This window comes from Cohnella yongneupensis, assembly GCF_042655785.1.
Lineage (GTDB): Bacteria > Bacillota > Bacilli > Paenibacillales > Paenibacillaceae > Cohnella > Cohnella yongneupensis.
Genome location: NZ_JBHSNC010000041.1, coordinates 40386 through 57767, shown reverse-complemented (window position 1 = coordinate 57767; position 17382 = coordinate 40386). Strand labels below are relative to the sequence as shown.

Sequence of the window (17382 nt, the reverse complement as noted above, 5' to 3'; positions counted from 1 at the left end):
AAATCGCCTATTTCACTCTATGTTCCCTCCAATTTACATGCTCCCCACACACTTTGCTAACAGATGTCTCATATTCGCCGAATCGTTGTGGAAAAAACATGCTTTTATAACATTCAGTAAAGAGAAGATCACATATTTCATTGGTATCTTTAGCTTATCAACTAATGAATCGAAAGTGATGAACCGAAAGGGGCAATCACCATGAAAGAGCGTGATTATCGATGACTTTAATCGAGTTTTACAAAAATCTAATCGTCGAGGCGTTCCAAAAGTTCGAGCCGGTGTGGCAAGAAGATCTTAAGTATGGGCTCGGTTTTAGATGGATCAAGCGCAACTATCCGCAAAAAGAGCAATTTCAAATTACGGATTTGATGTCCGAGCCTCCCGTACTCATGTACTCGATCGTGCTTCCGGAGCCGTACTTGCATACGACGATCTACGAAGAAATCAAAAATTATAAGTCGCAGTACGAATTAACGTTAGCCATCTTGGATCGCAAGCTCTGGTTGAACGCAACGATCTCTACGGCCAACCTGCAAGATTCCATCATGGGCTTCATTAACCAGGCGCGCAGCCAATTGATGAATATCGTCGATTGCACGATCGCGCTCCAGGACGACATCCAGTCATCGGCAATCGGCGAGTCAATACACTAATCGAAAAACAGGGAGCGATAATTAATGAAACTTTCTATCCGCGCTAAACTATTGGGCAGCTTCACGATCATACTCGCATTGCTTGTAACCGTAGGCATTACGGCGGTCATGCAAATGAAATCGCTTAATACGTCCGTCAAAGTCGTCCAGAACAACTGGTTGCCGAGCATTAACAAGTTGTCGGAGATGCGCAGCGACTATAGCGGCCTCACGGGGTCTATTCTGGCCATGGCGATCACGCCGGACATGGAAAAGAAAGCTAACTATGAGAAGTCGCTTGCCGATACGATCGCAAAGTTCAATACGGCGCTTGTAGATTACGAGAAGTTAGTTCTACCCGAGGAAAGAGTGTACTTTGATGCGGTTAAAACAAACTCAGCAACGCTCTTCGATCAGCTCTCGGTTATCGAAAGCGCGATTAACGAAGGCAAGTCCAACCCGGAAATTTTAGCGTTGCTGACTACGGCAAGTCCGCTTGTGCAAGAAGGCAAAACGAAATTAAACGAATGGATTCAATTTAACGTCGACGGATCGGCAGGCGAAGTCAAACACGCCAACGACTCGAATACGAGAGGCGTCACGATCATTATCGTACTTAGCGTGATCGCAGTACTCGCCGGTCTAGCGCTCGCAATCGTTATCTCGGAGAAAATACGCCGAGGCGTGCAATCGGTACTTAACGTCGCGACGAAAGCGGCGAATGGAGATTTGCGAGAAATCGCGACGGCTCGCAGCAAAGACGAGATCGGCGTGCTGGCGACTTCCTTCAACGGTATGATGGATAATTTGCGCAAGCTGATCGGTCAGACGCTCGATTCCGCCCAAAGCGTAGCGGCGGCCGCGCAAGAAATTTCGGCTACGACCGAGGAGATCGCCAAGGGCAGCACCGGCCAAGCGGAAGCCGCGCAGACGATCAGCGAGCTCGTGCAAGAGATGACCCGCGCGGTGAACGCGGTAGCCGACAACGCGGAATCGGTGGCAACGCTATCCGATCGGACGCGTCGCGGCGCCGAAGAAGGCGGAGCAGCCGTACTAGCTTCGATTAAAGGCATGGAACGGTTGTCCAAGCAAATGCATCTGTTAGAGCAAGATTCCGAGAAAATCGGTCAAATTATCGAAGTCATCGACGAAATCGCCGAACAGACGAACCTGCTCGCCTTGAACGCGGCGATCGAAGCGGCTAGAGCTGGCGAGCAAGGGCGCGGATTCGCAGTCGTCGCCGACGAAGTTCGCAAGCTGGCGGAGCGCAGCGGAGAAGCTACCAAGCAAATCGCGACGATTATTAAAGGCATGCAAAACAATACGGATCATAGCGTGAAGGCAGTGGAAGAAGCATCCGAGCTGTCGGCGAAGACGGGAGCCACGTTCGACAATATCGTTCGCATGGTAGGCGAGACTGCGACGCAAGTCGCCGAGATCGCGGCAGCCAGCGAAGAACAAGCGGTTCAATCCGAGGAAGTGCTGCGCGCCATCGAGACGATCGCGGCGGCCAGCGAACAATCGGCCGCGGCCGCGGAAGAGACGGCAAGCTCCTCGCACGCGCTGGCCCAATTGTCGGACGAGCTGAATCAGAACGTAACTATCTTCAAGGTGTGAGGAGCAACATCAAATGAGCGATCATATCGTCATCGGTCTTAACGAAATGAAATACGGTCTTGCGATCGCCGAGATTCAAGAGATTATTAAAATACTGCCGATTACGGATATTCCTAACGTGCCGCATTACATCGAAGGCGTCATCAATTTGCGGGGAACGATCGTGCCGGTGATCGGACTACGGGCGAGATTTCAACTGCCGGCACGCGAGGCGGATGCTTCCAGTCGAATCGTTATCGTGAATACGGCTGCGGCCGAAGAGGCAATCGGATTGCTCGTGGACAACGTAATGCAAGTCGTACCTTTCGAGGAAGTGCTGCCCGCACCGGACGGCGTAGGCGGAGGAGATCAATCTTACGTTAAAGGCATCGGCAAACTGGACGGCCAGCTCATTAGTTTGCTCGACTTAAGCAAAGTGTTAGGGATGGGAGAGAACGGACAATGAACGATTCATTCGCCTCGGCGTACCTAAGCGTGTTTTTGGACGAGCTGGAAGAGCAACTGCAAGTCTTGGACCATTCCATTCTCGAGCTCGAGGACGGCGGCAATTTGCCGGAGACGCTTCAGACGATATTCCGTGCGGCGCATACGCTTAAGGGCTCGACCGCAGCGATGGGCTTTAACAAGATGAAAGACGTTACGCACAAAGTAGAAAGCGTGTTCGATCTCCTTCGAAACGGGCGTCTTACGGTTAACGCGACGCTCATCGACACTTTGTTCCAGTGCATCGATTATTTGAAAAGCCAGAGGGAGCTACTGCGGCAAGGCAATTACGAGGAACAGCCGAACGACAAGCTGATTCAGCTATTGGGCGAATGCTTGAACGGTCCGTCGGAAGCGGTATCGGAAGCAGCTCCGGCCGCTGCCGAACCGGCGCCAGCTGCGGAAGCGGCCTCTGGTGAGTCGTTCGTGCCGAACGTGGAACCGGGAACCGTGTACCGCTTAGTGGAAGTCAAGCTGGCGGAACAAGCGGACATGCCGATCGTCAAAGCGATGGTCGTGCATCGGAATTTGAGCGAGCTAGGCGAAATCGTAGGCGTGTTCCCTTCGATGGATGATTGGGAGGAAGAAGCGCTGTTGCTTGCCGGACCGATCACGTATGCGGTAGTGACCGAGCACGATAGCGAAGCGATCGTAGCGAATTTGCTGCAAATTTCCCAAGTGGCTGAAGTTCGCATCGTTGCCGGAGCCGAAGTCGTAAGGCTGGAATCGCAGCCGATCGTTGCTGCGGATTCGGAAGACGTACTATCCGACGCCAAAACGGCGGAAGCCGGCGCCAAGCCTGGCAAAGACGCCAAAGTGCAAATTCAGCAGACCGTTCGCGTAGACATTAACCGGTTAGAGCACCTGCTCAACCTTGTCGGCGAGCTCATTATCGACAATACCCGTCTGCAGGACGTCAAACGTAAATTCGGAGAACGCTTCAAGCAAGAGCCTGAGAACGCGCTGCTAAGCGACGTGACTGATCATCTGAGCCGTGTCGTGTCCGAGCTGCAGGACGGCATGATGAAAACCCGTATGATGCCGATCGAGCAGCTGTTCAATCGGTTCCCGCGCATGGTTCGCGATCTTGCGCAACAAGCGGGCAAAGAGATTACGTTGTCTATCGAGGGCAAGGAAACGGAGCTCGATCGGACGCTTATCGAGGAAATCAGCGACCCGATTATCCATATTTTGCGCAATTCGGCAGATCACGGTCTGGAAACGCCGGAGGAGCGGGAAAAGCTCGGCAAAAGTCGCAAAGGCAACATTATGCTTCAAGCGAGCCACCAAGAGAACGCGATCGTCATTAAAATCGCGGACGACGGCCGCGGGATCGACGCGAACAAGATCAAGCGCAAATCGATTCAAAACGGATACGTGACGCAAGAGGAAGCCGACAGAATGTCGGACAAAGAGCTGATCGCGCTAATCTTCCGTTCGGGCGTATCTACGGCGGAGCAAGTGACGGAATTGTCCGGTCGCGGCGTCGGTATGGACATCGTCCGCGCTCATATCGAGAAGCTGAACGGGATCGTCGATATCGATACATCGCTGGGAGAAGGCACCGTATTCACGATCAAGCTGCCTCTCACGCTGGCCATTACAAGATCGTTGCTAGTCGAGCTGGGTAAACATCGCTTCGCGATTCCGCTCGTGAACGTGCTGGAAACGTTCCGTCTAAGCTCGGGCGATATACAGAACGTGCACGGACGCGAAGTATGCGTCGTACGCGGCAGCATTCTGCCTCTCGTCCGCATGCATCGCGCGTTCGGAACGACGGAGAACGGCGCGGGAGATCGCGGTTATGCCGTCATGATCGGTATCGCGGACAAACGCGTCTGCCTATATGTCGATCGTCTGATCGCGAATCAGGAGATCGTCATGAAATCGCTAGGCACGTATTTGGGACAGGTGCCTTACGTATCCGGCTCCACGATAATGGGTGACGGAAGCATTGCTCTCATACTCGACGTCAACGCCGTCATTCGCGAAGCGGGCACGATCGTGGCGCAGTCACGCGAGACGGAAGACAAGCATATCGCCAGCTTGAACAAGCTAGTTATGTTCCAACTGGAGCAAGAGCATTACGCGCTCGATATCGGACGAGTGAAAGAAATCATTAAAGTGCCTTCGATCTTGCGAGTAGCGAACGCTCCGAGAGAAGTGCTCGGCTTGATTAACCTGAGGGGCTCGCTGCTTCCGGTCATGGACGTTCGTCCTTGCCTCGGATTGCCTCAAGCGGTGCATAACGAGGCGTCCCGCATCTTGATCATGAACGAGGCAGGCCGCGATGTCGGAGTTCTCGTCGACGAAGTGACGGAAGTATTCAATATTCATGCCAACGCGATCGAGCCTGCCCCGGATCATATCGCGAACGTGTCGCAGCACTATATTCGCGGGATTTGCAAGCAGAAGGACCGCTTGGTCATCCTGCTTAAGATGGACGAACTGATCGGAAAATACGAGCTTGAAGCCCTGCATGCGTAGGACGAGGCGGTGATCGGATTTGGATAAAAAGCGGGTATTGGTCGTCGACGACTCCGCCGTAATGCGCCGGATGGTATCCGTATTATTGGAAGAAGAAGGCGGTTTCGAAGTCGTTGGCACTGCAGTGAATGGGGTTGACGCGCTGCAAAAGGTCGGTCTGCTGCTCCCCGATCTCGTAACGATGGACATCGAAATGCCGGAGATGGACGGGTTGACCGCGTTAGGCCAACTCATGGAGATCGATGCGCTCCCCGTCATCGTGCTAAGCACGCACGCGCACGAAGGCTCGATGTATGCGATTAGGGCGCTTGAGTTGGGCGCGGTCGATTTCTTCCACAAAGACAAGCTTTTGCAGCACCCGCGCAATCGGCATGCGGAGGAAGAATTTCTGTTGCGTTGCCAAGCCGCATTGACGAGCCGCCCGTTATTGCGGCGAGGACTCGAGGCCGGCCATAAAGTGAAGCTTATTAAAGAGCTGCTCGAGATGATTGCCGGCATGCTTCAGGAAGAGTCGTGCGCCGCGTCTGCCATTTCCGGATGGCGGAGCGCCTTGGGACTTAACGGGTTGTATTTGAAGCTGCGTCGCGAAGGAGGACGATTCGTCGTTGTCGACGGCGAAGGCTCGATGCTGCGGAAGCTTGGCTATCAAACCGACATTCTGGTGAACAGGGAAATCGAAGAGCTGTTCCCGGTGGAGCACATACACGAATGGCTATCGCATTGCGAAAGGGCATGGAACGGGGAAGCCTCCGTAAGCTACGATAAGGATTGGAAAAGCCTGTCGGTCATGACGGTGTTTCGTCCGATCAGGCGCGAGGGGGAAGTCGTGGAAGTCATCGCTCTATCGGTGGATACGTCGGAGCAAAGACGGCTTGAAGCGCGGATGCACGATATGGCGAACCATGATCTTCTGACGGGGTTGCCGAACAGGCGATACCTTGTGAGCCGGCTTGGGCGCGCCGTGCAAGAGATGAACGGATTCGCGGTGCTCAGCGTCAACTTGGATCATCTTAAGTTAGCGGTCGACACGCTTGGGCAAGAGATCGGCGATCAGCTGCTGCAGCTGATCGCCAGAAGATTGCGGAGCAGCGCCATCGGCCAGGTTAACGTATTCCGTTCCAGCGGCAATCAATTCCTATGTTTGCTGCCGAATGCCTCGCGAGAGGATGCGAGCGTGTTCGCGGATAAAATCATCGAAGCGATCCGCCAGCCGATTCGTCTTGGCGGGCACGACGTCTATTTGTCCGCTAGCGTAGGGGTAAGCTTGTATCCGCAGGATCATGCCGATGCCGAGCATCTGATTCGGTACGCGGAGATCGCCAAGGATCAAGCCGAGCTGCAGGGAGGCGACAATTGTCAATTTTACGATCCGCGCTATCAAAGATTGATTCAACGCAGAATGGAGATCGAATTCCATCTGCGCAAAGCGCTGGAGAACAACGAGTTGCTGCTGCAGTATCAGCCGGAGATGTGCATAACCGACCATAGGATCGTCGGTTTTGAAAGTTTAGTTCGATGGAACAGTCCGAAGCTCGGGCTAGTGTCGCCGGCCGAATTCATCCCGGTCGCGGAAGAGACAGGGTTGATCTATCAACTCGGAGAATGGGTGCTTCGCGAAGCTTGCAGGCAGAACAGAAAGTGGCAGGATGCCGGCATATCCGGGTTGTTCGTAGCGGTCAATTTGTCTTCGAGGCAATTTTACGATCAGAAGCTAGCGGACAAGGTCGGCGCGATTTTGCAAGAAACCGGCTTGTCCCCGAAAGGCTTGGAGCTTGAAATTACCGAAAGCATGACGATGAACAGGCAAAGCGCGACGCCGACCCTGCAGACTCTGAGACAGCTTGGCCTGTCGGTGGCGCTCGACGACTTCGGTACCGGATACAGCTCGCTCGCTTACTTGAAAGAGCTTCAGATCGACAAGCTGAAAATAGACAGGTCCTTCGTATCGGAAATTACCAAAAGCACAATCGACGCTTCGATCGTGAATACGATAATTACGCTCTGCAAAGATTTGAAACTGTGCGTGACGGCAGAAGGCGTAGAATCGGAGGAAGAGCTCCTTCTTCTAAGCCAACTGGGATGTAATATCGCGCAAGGCTTCTTGCTCAGCAAGCCGATCGACGCGGATCAAGTTCCTGGTTTCTTGAAGCGGTTCAGCGACGGATCAGTCGCTTCAATAAGCTGAACAGTTCGATCGGATCGAACGGTTTCGTAATATAGGCGGCCATACCCACGTCTAGCACTTGCTCTTGCACGCCTTTCATCGCGTCGGCTGTCATCGCGACGATCGGCGTTTGTTTGGCTTCGGGGAGTTGCTTGATGCTGCGCGTCGCCGTTATGCCGTCCATGACCGGCATGTGCAGATCCATCAGGATCACGTCGTAACGATGTAATCCGGCAAGCTTAACGGCTTCGATGCCGTTCTCGGCAACGTCAACCTGCACGCCCATTTCTTTCAGAATCTCCGAGGCGACAAGCTGATTGATTTCGTTATCTTCCGCGAGCAGGACGCGGGCGCCATGCAATTCGGTGAACTTATCGGATTGCTCGATCCGCTTCGTCGCGGCATGTTGCGGGTAAAATTGCTGCTTGAATAGTCCGACAAGCTCGTTATACAGCTGGGAATGGCTGATTGGATAGTGAAGCAGCTTCTCGATGGCAGGCGATTGTACGCCCGTCAAGTAGCCCGACTCGTGAGTGGCGGTCATGAGCACGATGACTTGAACGGTTGCGAAGGATTCGGCCTTTAATTTCTCCGCAAGTCGAACCGCGTCTGTATTCCGAAGCTTCCAATCGATGATAGCGAGCTCGAAATTGCGATTGCGGCGGAGCAAGTCGAGCGCTTCCTTTTCATTTTCGGCCGTGTACACGGTGCAATGGAATTGCTCTAGCTGGCTCTTCAGAACGAGGAGCAACTCGGCATTATCGCAGACGAGCAACGCGCGCAGCTTCGTTAACGGGGAGCTCGCCGCATTCAATAGGGACGCATCGTTTGCTTTACCGAATCTCGCGGTGAAGGAGAAGCAACTGCCTTGGCCGATCGCGCTCTCGACTTCGATCGTTCCTCCCATGAGCGAAACTAAATTTTTGCTGATTACGAGACCGAGTCCGGTGCCTCCGTATTTGCGAGTCGTTGACATATCGGCTTGGGTGAATTCCTGGAAGAGCAGCTTTTGCTGCTCTTCCGTCATTCCGATGCCCGTATCGCGTACGGCGAACGCGAGCGTCAAGCTTTCCGCGTCCTTGCTCGCTACGCGAACCTCGAACGAAATAGACCCGTTGTCGGTAAACTTCACGGCATTGTTGGACAGATTGAGCAAAATTTGATTCAGCCGAATCGGGTCGCCTACGATCATTTGGGGGACTTCGTGGTGAATGTCGTAATTCAGCTTCAGGCCTTTATCATAGGCTTTGAGGCTAATGAGATTCGACACTTGGCTGAATACGTCGTAGAGATCGAACGCGACATGCTCGATGTCGACTTTATTCGCTTCTATCTTGGAGAAATCAAGCACGTCGTTAACGAGCGCGATTAAATTATGGGCGGACATGATCGTACGATCGACGTTCATTCGTTGTTGATCGCTCAGCTGCGACTGCTGAAGCAAATAGCTTAAGCCGATAATGCCGTTCAGCGGCGTGCGGATTTCATGACTCATGTTGGCCAGGAACGAGCTCTTCGCACGATTTGCGGCTTCGGCGGCTTCCTTGGCGTCGGCCAGCATCGCGTTTTTGCTTTCCAGCTCCGCCGTCCGTTCCGCGACCAGCTCTTCGAGATGCTCCCTGTATTGCAATAGCGATTGCTCGTGCATTCTTAGTTCGGTAATGTCGTGTCCGGTACCCGAGATTTGAACGACTTTGCGGTCGGAGTCGAAGATCGGCGATAGCGTAATCTGAAGGGTGTACCGATCGTCCCAGCCCGTACGTAGCGACGTTTCGAAGCTTAGCGATTGTTTGGTCTCAAGCACATGATGGAAACATTCCCACCAAGCTTGCCTTACCGGCAGATCGACGATGAGATCGGGCACCAGCTTGCCTACCAATTCGCTGGTCGAAATCTTCGTCATCTCGGCTAACCTTTGATTGGCTTGCGTAATGATGCCGTCGAGATCGCAGCTATAGATGATGTCGGGAGAGTTTTCTACTAGCGTCCGGTAGCGTTCCTCGCTCTCCTTGAGTTTCCGTACGGTCGAGAGCCGCCTGAACTCGAACGAGATCAAGGAGTAATACAGCGGCACGGCCACGGTATGGAAAATGAGGAAAGTGGCGCCGAGCTCTTTCAAAAAGTAGGTTTTAGTTACCTCGGGAGCGATGAACGTCCACAATAAGGTCTGGACGCCTACGATCAGGCCGAGCAGCCAACCGAAATTATCTAGGAGGGACGGCTTAGTTATTCTCCACCGATAGGCAAATAGGCTAATTAACGTAGTCGTCAAGATCGCGGATACGGGAAACAGCAGCGTTCCGCCCAAATAAATGCGATAGCCGACGACGGCAACCGTCGTAATGCACACGGAGATAGGCCCGCCGACGATGCCCGACAGCAGTACGCTGACCAGTCTCGCATCCGCATGCAAGCCGTGCTCGGTCGTGATAGGCATTTGCATGACGATCAATCCTATGATGGAGAAAGTCACGCCGTAAATGATAGATTGTATGCGTTCTGATCTTATGGCGAATAGAGGATGGAGCCATCTTAATAAGAAAACGAAGGTAACCATAATAGCGCTGTACTGAGCAAAGTAGACTAAGATGTTCAAGCGACTTACCCCCGGCTTTGATTCTATTATTAGATTTATTAGAATCAGCATACTACCGCGGCAGAGCGGCAGGCAAGACAAATTAAACCATTATCCACGTTAATTCGACTTCCATAATATGGGCGCATTGTGACCTGGCAGAAGACAAAAAAAAGAGGAGATGCAGGGGGTTCCCCCGGCATCTCCTCTTGGGCTATAAACGGCTTATTATTTCGCAGCGTCGTACGTTGCGCCGACTGCGTTCCAGTCAACGACGTTCCAGAAAGCGGCGATGTAGTCAGGGCGTTTGTTTTGGTATTTCAGGTAGTAAGCATGCTCCCATACGTCGAGTCCGAGCAAAGGCGTGTCGCCTTCCATGATCGGGCTGTCTTGGTTAGGCAGGCTGTATACTTTGAGGTTGCCGTCTTTGCTAAGCGCGAGCCAAGCCCAGCCGGAGCCGAAACGCGTTGCGCCGGCGGCAGCGAACGTTTCTTTGAATTTATCGAATCCGCCAAGCTCGGCGTCGATCGCGGCAGCTAGCGCGCCGGACGGTTGTCCGCCTCCGCTTGGGCTGATCGTCTTCCAGAACAAGGAGTGGTTCGCGTGGCCTCCGCCATTGTTGCGAACCGCGGTACGGATAGCTTCCGGAACGCTATTCAGATCGGCGATAAGGTCCTCAACGCTCTTGCTCTCCAATTCAGGAGCGGATTTAAGCGCGTTGTTCAGGTTCGTCACGTAAGCATTGTGGTGACGGCCATGGTGGATCTCCATCGTAGCGGTGTCGATGTTCGGTTCGAGCGCGTCGTGCGCATACGGAAGTGCAGGCAATTCATGAGCCATGAGTAAGTACCTCCTAATAATAATTGTTCTAATGTAGCTAACGAACCTTATTATCCCTTATTTCGGAAAGTAAAGCAACGTGTATGTTTGTAAAGTCGGCCCGACGTCGCCAAAGCTTCCGACGTGAATGGGAAGGCCTAGAATGAAGATAGGATCTCCATTATTCGATCGCTTATTCCGTCGAAAAATAGACCTGCCCCAGATATTGGATGAATAAAGCGGTTTCATTGAAATTTCGTAAGTTTCTACAAAAAAATTTAATGTTTTTTTAACAAAAGTGAAGGAATTATCGCGAAATTGTCGTAAGATTAAACTTGCATAAAACACGGCTGTAAAACTTTTTGCCCGAGGAGATTGTACACCATGCAGATTCGTTCTTTCCAATTGTCGGACTATCGGTCCGTTGCGGAGCTTCTAGAGGAAGTGTTGTCTGAGGAATGCTGCGAGGAGACAATGGGCGCTTTCGCCAGACAATTGTCTTGGGACAGCGAGCTCGTTCTCGTCGCGGAGTCGGCCGGATCGATCGCGGGCGTTCTAATCGGAACAATCGACAAGCAAAAAGGATACGTATATCGGATCGCGGTCTACGAGCAATATCGGGGTCAAGGCGTCGGACGAGCCTTGGTGGCGAGCATGAGCAGTCGGTTCCGCCAACGCAAAGTGCAGAAGATGCTAATCGCGGTGGACAAGCACAACGAATATCTGCGTCCATTCTACGAGTCGCTGGGCGTCGGATCGTCGGATTTCGCGCATTTGACGCAGCCGCTATCGATCGTAGCCGGTTAAAGAAGCAGAATAAGAGATTGTCCTTGATAGCATATCTTCGAGCCGTTGCTTTTGGCAGGAAGATATGCTTTTCTTATAGTATCGCGGTAGGACGAGGGGGTCGTAACGCGCGTGAAAACAACCGAAAATCCTTACGAACGGTTCGTGATCAAAAGCTTCAAACATGACGGTTCCCTTCACCGGACGTGGATGGAAAATTGGCAGGTACCGCGCGAATCGTTGCATCCCGAGCATGCCGAGGGACAACCGGCGTGGGTATATTTGAACGATCAGACGACGATTGTCGAGAGCGACGGCAAGACGTGGGTCAGCAAAATTCCCGCGGTATCTTTTTTCTTGCCGAACGAATGGTTCAACGTCGTGGCTTTGCTTGAAGATTCGGGCATTCGATATTACTGCAATCTTGCCTCCCCGCCGTATCGATACGGCGACGTGCTGACGTACATCGATTACGATCTCGACCTCGTCGTGCTTCCGGACGGCTCCGTTCACGAGTTGGATCGGGACGAGTTCGTACGGCACAAGACGGATTACCGTTACGGTGACGAAGTTCTAGATCAGATCGATATCGCATTGGGCAGGCTTCGCGAAACGATTCGCAAACGGTCGTCGCCTTTCGGAGACGACGTCGCCTACCGATATTATGAACAATGGAAGAAACAGACGAACGCATAAGGAGAGAGCTCGCAGCCATGAGTGAGATAAGTCAACAACCGCGGGCTTTGGGCCCCAAGGGGAAGACCCGCACCGAGAAGAGCCCTTATTTGACCGGCTGGAAAAAAGAGCTGTGGGACTGGTCCAAGGCGCTTATCGTCGCATTCGTCATCGTACTTCTGCTTAAAGCATACGTATTTCAGCTTTCCACGGTAAAGCATCAATCCATGCAGCCAACGCTCTATGAGAACGAATGGCTGTTCATTAATAAGATCGCGTACGAATTCGGCGATCCAAAGCGCGGCGACGTCGTCATCCTGAAGGATCCTAGCGAGGATGATACCCGCAAAGAACATCTCGTCAAGCGCATTATCGGGATGCCCGGCGATACGCTCGAAATTCGCAACGGTCAGCTGTATATCAACGGAGAACTGAAAGTCGAGTCGTACACCGACGTGAAAATCGAAGACGGCGATTACGGGCCGGTAACGGTCACCCCGGATCACTACTTCGTCATGGGAGACAACCGGCATTTGAACGGCAGCAAAGACAGCCGCACGTTCAACGAAGTACCGATCTCCATGATTGAAGGGCGAGGCGACTTTATTTTGTGGCCGATTAGTAAGTGGGCTAAGCTGTGAGTCGGCCGGTAACGATGGACGTAGGCTTCTGGCAAGCGTTCAAGGAAGACATGCTCGCGGCGGCCGGGGAGATGGGCATCGACAAGCTGGGCGTTACCACGGCCGATCCTTTCCTGGAGTTGAAGCAAAGATTAGTGCGCCATCGCGAGCTAGGCTTCGAATCGGGCTTCGAAGAGCCGGACCTGGACAAGCGGACGGAGCCGGGTTTGCTGTTGCCCGGCGCGCGCAGCATTATCTCGATTGCCGTCGCCTATCCGTCCAAGCTGAAGGATGCGCCCGTATCCGAGCCGGGCTTGAGGCGGGGGATCCTGTCTCGCTCCGCTTGGGGAGAAGATTACCATCAGGCGCTTAGGCGCAGGATGGTACGACTGTCCGAGTGGATCGTTGCCAGGTTGCCGGACGCCGAGTTATTGTCGATGGTCGATACGGGGGCGTTGTCGGACAGGGCGGTCGCAGAGCGCGCGGGTATCGGATGGAGCGGCAAAAACTGTTCGGTCATTACGCCGGAGCTCGGTTCATGGGTCTATCTCGGCGAGATGATCACTAACTTGCCATTGCCGCCCGATCAATCGCTCGAGGACGGCTGCGGCGACTGCACGCGCTGCATCGACGCTTGTCCAACCGGGGCGCTCGTCGGCCCCGGACAGCTGAACGCGCAACGCTGCATCTCCTATATTACCCAGACCAAAGGATTCGTCGAAGACGAACTGATGCTGAAAATCGGCAACAGGCTGTACGGTTGCGATACGTGCCAAATCGTCTGTCCCGTTAATCGCGGTATAGACGTCCGGCTGCACGAAGAGCTGCTTCCCGATCCGGAAGTCGCCAAGCCGCTTTTGCGGCCGATATTGACGATGGGCAATCGCGAGTTCAAGGAACGGTTCGGCAGCAGCTCGGCGGCTTGGCGGGGAAGGAAACCGATTCAGCGCAACGCGCTTATCGGTCTCGGCAACTTCAAAGACCGGGAGTCCGTGCCGGACGTAGTTCGCGCGCTGAACGATGATCCGCGCCCGGTGCTAAGGGCAACCGCGGCTTGGGCGCTCGGGCGAATCGGCGGAGATGAAGCTAAGCTCGGCTTGGAGCAAGCGAAGCTAGGAGAGCAAGATCCAGACGTACTCGCCGCGATCGATCGCGCATTAACGGCGCAAGCATAGTTACTCGTACATCTAGAATTGACTTCATACGCATAAGGCGGGAGTGAACGACTATGAAATTCGTCGACATCGAGACAGTAGAAGCCGGGCAAATGCTTGGAAGAACGATTTTTTCATCTAACGGTACGGTTTTGTTGTCCGCCGGGGTTCAATTGACGGTATACATGATCAGCACGTTGAAGCGGCTTGGCGTGACGGTCGTCTATCTCGACGATCCTAAATTCCGCGATATTACGCAAGACGAAGTGATTTCCGAAGAGACGAAGCGTATGGTCGTGGGCCAAATGTCCGAGACGTTCGAGGCGCTGCGTTCCGGCAAGCCGTTCAATACGAAGGCGATCAGCCAGTCGGTAGACCAATTGCTCGACGACGTCATGCGCAATCAGAACATGCTTGTCCAGCTCGGTGATATTCGCACGGCGGACAACGCGATGTTCCTTCATGCGATCAACGTCTGTATGATGTCTTCGCTTCTCGGATTGAACATGGGGCTGAACATGCTTCAGTTAAAAGAACTTGCGATCGGCGCGCTGTTGCACGATATCGGCAAGCTAGACGCGCCGGAAGTGGAGGAAGGCCGTACGCACCATACTTGGAGAGGCTTCGAAATGCTGAAGATGAAGCGCGAATACAGTTTGCTCTCCGCCCACGTTGCGTTCCAGCATCATGAGCACGTGGACGGTACGGGCGTTCCGCGCAAGCTGTCCAGCGAAGATATTCATCTTTACGCCAAAATAGTGGCGGTAGCGAATCGCTACGACAACATGATCTTCGGCTCGAACGGAGAACCTCCGATGCAGCCGCACGTAGCTTGCGAACGGCTGAACGCTTTGTCCGGGACGGAACTGGACCATGAAGTGCTCGTTCAATTCATGAGAATCGTATCCGTCTATCCGAACGGGTTTTCCGTCAAGCTGTCCAATCGGCAGACGGGCGTCGTCGTTAGCCAGCATCGCGGCTTGCCCGGAAGACCGGTCGTACGCGTCATAGACAAAGACGGCGAAGTCGCCGTCGGCGCGGCGCAGATCGATCTCGCGCAGCAGACGACGCTGTTTATCGAAGAAGTAATGCAATAGGGACGGCACGATCGCCGTTTGCGCCTGCGCATTGAGCCATGCTATCATAGTACGACAGATTCATAATGACATTGCCTTGGGGGTATTCCTATGTGGTCTTGGTTAATTCCGATTCTTACGTTAATCGTCGGTCTGATCGTCGGTTTTGTAGTCGGCGTGTTCTATTTGCGCTCCCAAATGACGAAGATGCAAAACAATCCCGAAATGCTACAGAAGATGGCGAAGCAAATGGGTTACAATATGAACAGCCAACAGCTGAAGCAAGCGCAACAAATGATGAAAAACCAAGGCGCGGGCGGCAACCAGAAGCCGGCTCCGCCAAGCAATAACAAAAACCATCCGAAGTTCCGCAGATAGGATGGATTGGGGGAATCGCCGTGGCGGGAGCCAAAGATTACGTCAATTCGCAGGTCGGCCGTAACCGCGAACAGATCGAGTTTCATGTCCGCGAAATTTTGAAGCTCGTCGGTGAGAACGTGGAACGGGAAGGTTTGCTAGAGACGCCTGCCCGCGTTACCCGCATGTACGAGGAAATTTTCGCCGGTTACGAGGTTGATCCCCGCGAGGTGTTAGGGGTAACGTTCGACGAGCAGCACGAAGAGCTAGTAATCGTGAAGGATATCGTCTATTACAGCCAATGCGAGCATCATATGGCGCCTTTCTTCGGAAAAGCGCATATCGGATATATTCCAAGCGGCAAGATCGCCGGATTAAGCAAGCTGGCGCGTCTGGTCGAGGCGGTATCGCGTCGTCTGCAAGTGCAGGAGCGGATTACGTCGCAAATCGCGGATATACTGGACGAAGTGCTGCAGGCGCATGGCGTTATGGTCGTCGTGGAAGGCGAGCATCTGTGCATGTGCGCGCGCGGCGTCAAGAAGCCGGGCAGCAAGACGGTCACGTCCGCGGTCAGAGGTCAGTTCCGTCAGAGCTCGGCGCTTCGCGCGGAGTTTCTGGGGCTCATTAAACAATAACAAGATCGAAGAAGGCCGGGGCGCGCATGCCTCGGCTTTTTTTGCGCGACAAATGACCATAAGAAGTAAGCCAAATTGGCTCTCACCCCGCGAAACGTTCTGATTTATGATAAGGGAAGCAAAGTTATCTATCGACCATCCACTGGAGGAATTGATTCCTATGTCTAAAGCTAGCAAACTTCGCCTCGGTCTGATCGGCGCGGGCAATATCGGCAACGTGCATTTGCAAGAGTTCGGCAAGCTGACGGATACGTGCGAATTCGTAGCGATTACGGACGTATACTTGCCGCTTGCGGAGCAAAGAGCGCAGCAATACGGCATCGCGGTCGTATCCCCGTCGCCGGAAGAGCTTATTCGCCGCGAAGACGTGGACGCGGTTATCGTCGCCGTTCCGAACTCGGCGCACGCGTCGCTGACGATCATGGCGCTGGAGCATGGCAAGCACGTGCTCGTCGAGAAGCCGATGGGCCTTGACTCCGAAGCAGCCAAAGAAATCGTTCGCGCTCAGAAGCGGACGGGCAAAACCGTCATGGTCGCGCACCAAATGCGCTGGGAACCGCTCGCGCTTCAAGTGAAAAGCCAAGTCGAGCGCGGCGAGCTAGGTAACATTTATACGGCGAAAACCGGCTGGTACCGTCGCAAAGGCATTCCGGGCTGGGGCACGTGGTTCACGCAGCACGCGCAATCCGGCGGAGGCCCGCTTATCGATATCGGCGTTCATATGCTGGATCTGGCATTCTTCCTTATGGGCGAACCGAAGCCCGTATCGGTATACGGCTCGACGTACGCGGAGTTCGGCCCGCGCAAAAAAGGGATCGGCAGCTGGGGCAAACCGGATTGGAACGGCATCTATGACGTCGAGGACTTGGCGACGGCGATCATCAAGATGGAAGACGGCAGCTCTTTGACGCTGGAAGTAAGCTGGGCGGTTCATATGGATACCGACAGCTCGCCATTCTTGCACCTGATGGGCTCCGACGGCGGCGCCGTATTGCGCGGCAACTCCGGCAAGTTCTTGACCGAGCGCTTCGACCAAACCGTCGATATCGATCTGGCGGCGCCTGCCGATGACGAAGGCGCGCGCGTTCGTCTGAGCCGCCACTTCCTCGAGTGCGTTCGCGAAGGCAAGACGCCTTGGACTTCCGCGGAAACCGGCTTGCGCAGCAACCTGATCATCGACGCGATCTACGAGTCTTCCCGTAGCGGCCGCGAAGTGAAGCTGGACTGGAGTTTGTAACATGCGAACATTCGCATAGAAACGAATAAGTTAGGGCTCTCCCGCAAGGTCGTCGTTGTACG

The 17382-nt window shown here is 53.8% G+C and carries 15 protein-coding genes; 13 read left to right on the top strand and 2 right to left on the bottom strand.

Annotated features, from left to right (window positions below):
- Positions 1-221: 221 nt before the first annotated feature.
- From ACFPQ4_RS13125 to ACFPQ4_RS13105, 5 genes are read left to right on the top strand one after another with little or no spacing between them, the layout of a single operon-like run.
- Complete coding sequence (locus tag ACFPQ4_RS13125; protein WP_378112316.1) at positions 222-656, top strand: hypothetical protein; 435 nt, start codon at positions 222-224, stop codon at positions 654-656.
- A 24-nt stretch (positions 657-680) separates the two neighbouring features.
- Entirely contained in the window at positions 681-2252 is a 1572-nt protein-coding gene (locus ACFPQ4_RS13120; RefSeq protein WP_378112315.1) for a methyl-accepting chemotaxis protein, read from the top strand.
- 13 nt (positions 2253-2265) lie between these two features.
- Positions 2266-2697 carry a chemotaxis protein CheW gene (locus ACFPQ4_RS13115; protein WP_378112314.1) on the top strand — a complete coding sequence of 144 codons (432 nt, stop codon included), beginning with the start codon at positions 2266-2268 and terminating at the stop codon, positions 2695-2697.
- Complete coding sequence (locus ACFPQ4_RS13110; protein ID WP_378112313.1) at positions 2694-5222, top strand: chemotaxis protein CheW; 2529 nt, start codon at positions 2694-2696, stop codon at positions 5220-5222. The genes ACFPQ4_RS13115 and ACFPQ4_RS13110 overlap by 4 nt, the downstream gene beginning before the upstream one ends.
- A 19-nt stretch (positions 5223-5241) precedes the next feature.
- On the top strand, positions 5242-7407 hold the full coding sequence (locus ACFPQ4_RS13105) for a GGDEF/EAL domain-containing response regulator (protein WP_378112312.1): 2166 nt from the start codon (positions 5242-5244) through the stop codon (positions 7405-7407).
- Here ACFPQ4_RS13105 and ACFPQ4_RS13100 read toward each other — a convergent pair.
- Positions 7376-9943 (bottom strand): hybrid sensor histidine kinase/response regulator, encoded by a 2568-nt coding sequence (locus tag ACFPQ4_RS13100; protein ID WP_378112363.1) that lies wholly within the window; start codon positions 9941-9943, stop codon positions 7376-7378. The genes ACFPQ4_RS13105 and ACFPQ4_RS13100 overlap by 32 nt on opposite strands.
- A 246-nt stretch (positions 9944-10189) precedes the next feature.
- Positions 10190-10801 (bottom strand): superoxide dismutase, encoded by a 612-nt coding sequence (locus ACFPQ4_RS13095; protein ID WP_378112311.1) that lies wholly within the window; start codon positions 10799-10801, stop codon positions 10190-10192.
- 363 nt (positions 10802-11164) lie between these two features.
- Here ACFPQ4_RS13095 and ACFPQ4_RS13090 point away from each other — a divergent pair, with 363 nt between their 5' ends.
- The 8 genes from ACFPQ4_RS13090 (at position 11165) to ACFPQ4_RS13055 (ending at position 17320) form a co-directional block, all read left to right on the top strand.
- Entirely contained in the window at positions 11165-11587 is a 423-nt protein-coding gene (locus tag ACFPQ4_RS13090) for a GNAT family N-acetyltransferase (protein WP_378112310.1), read from the top strand.
- 111 nt (positions 11588-11698) lie between these two features.
- Positions 11699-12262: a DUF402 domain-containing protein gene (locus ACFPQ4_RS13085; protein WP_378112309.1), complete on the top strand. Its 564-nt coding sequence runs from the start codon at positions 11699-11701 to the stop codon at positions 12260-12262.
- Between the two features lie 17 nt (positions 12263-12279).
- Positions 12280-12882: a signal peptidase I gene (gene lepB, locus ACFPQ4_RS13080; RefSeq protein ID WP_378112308.1), complete on the top strand. Its 603-nt coding sequence runs from the start codon at positions 12280-12282 to the stop codon at positions 12880-12882.
- Between the two features lie 14 nt (positions 12883-12896).
- On the top strand, positions 12897-14036 hold the full coding sequence (gene queG / locus ACFPQ4_RS13075) for a tRNA epoxyqueuosine(34) reductase QueG (protein ID WP_378112362.1): 1140 nt from the start codon (positions 12897-12899) through the stop codon (positions 14034-14036).
- A 53-nt stretch (positions 14037-14089) separates the two neighbouring features.
- A complete protein-coding gene (locus ACFPQ4_RS13070) occupies positions 14090-15112 on the top strand; it encodes an HD-GYP domain-containing protein (RefSeq protein WP_378112307.1) in 1023 nt (340 codons plus the stop codon).
- Positions 15113-15202: 90 nt separating this feature from the next.
- Complete coding sequence (locus ACFPQ4_RS13065; RefSeq protein ID WP_378112306.1) at positions 15203-15469, top strand: YneF family protein; 267 nt, start codon at positions 15203-15205, stop codon at positions 15467-15469.
- Positions 15470-15489: 20 nt separating this feature from the next.
- Positions 15490-16083 (top strand): GTP cyclohydrolase I FolE, encoded by a 594-nt coding sequence (folE, locus tag ACFPQ4_RS13060; RefSeq protein ID WP_378112305.1) that lies wholly within the window; start codon positions 15490-15492, stop codon positions 16081-16083.
- A 160-nt stretch (positions 16084-16243) separates the two neighbouring features.
- Positions 16244-17320, top strand: a complete 1077-nt coding sequence (locus ACFPQ4_RS13055; protein ID WP_378112304.1) for a Gfo/Idh/MocA family protein — start codon at positions 16244-16246, stop codon at positions 17318-17320.
- The last annotated feature ends 62 nt before the right edge of the window (positions 17321-17382 follow it).

Coding starts and splice junctions, on each gene's coding strand:
- ACFPQ4_RS13115 (WP_378112314.1), top strand. CDS start 2,266: ATGAGCGATCATATCGTCATCGGTCTTAACGAAATGAAATACGGTCTT.
- ACFPQ4_RS13090 (WP_378112310.1), top strand. CDS start 11,165: ATGCAGATTCGTTCTTTCCAATTGTCGGACTATCGGTCCGTTGCGGAG.
- ACFPQ4_RS13110 (WP_378112313.1), top strand. CDS start 2,694: ATGAACGATTCATTCGCCTCGGCGTACCTAAGCGTGTTTTTGGACGAG.
- ACFPQ4_RS13120 (WP_378112315.1), top strand. CDS start 681: ATGAAACTTTCTATCCGCGCTAAACTATTGGGCAGCTTCACGATCATA.
- ACFPQ4_RS13055 (WP_378112304.1), top strand. CDS start 16,244: ATGTCTAAAGCTAGCAAACTTCGCCTCGGTCTGATCGGCGCGGGCAAT.
- queG (WP_378112362.1), top strand. CDS start 12,897: ATGGACGTAGGCTTCTGGCAAGCGTTCAAGGAAGACATGCTCGCGGCG.
- ACFPQ4_RS13070 (WP_378112307.1), top strand. CDS start 14,090: ATGAAATTCGTCGACATCGAGACAGTAGAAGCCGGGCAAATGCTTGGA.
- lepB (WP_378112308.1), top strand. CDS start 12,280: ATGAGTGAGATAAGTCAACAACCGCGGGCTTTGGGCCCCAAGGGGAAG.
- ACFPQ4_RS13095 (WP_378112311.1), bottom strand. CDS start 10,801: ATGGCTCATGAATTGCCTGCACTTCCGTATGCGCACGACGCGCTCGAA.
- ACFPQ4_RS13125 (WP_378112316.1), top strand. CDS start 222: ATGACTTTAATCGAGTTTTACAAAAATCTAATCGTCGAGGCGTTCCAA.
- ACFPQ4_RS13065 (WP_378112306.1), top strand. CDS start 15,203: ATGTGGTCTTGGTTAATTCCGATTCTTACGTTAATCGTCGGTCTGATC.
- ACFPQ4_RS13100 (WP_378112363.1), bottom strand. CDS start 9,943: ATGGTTACCTTCGTTTTCTTATTAAGATGGCTCCATCCTCTATTCGCC.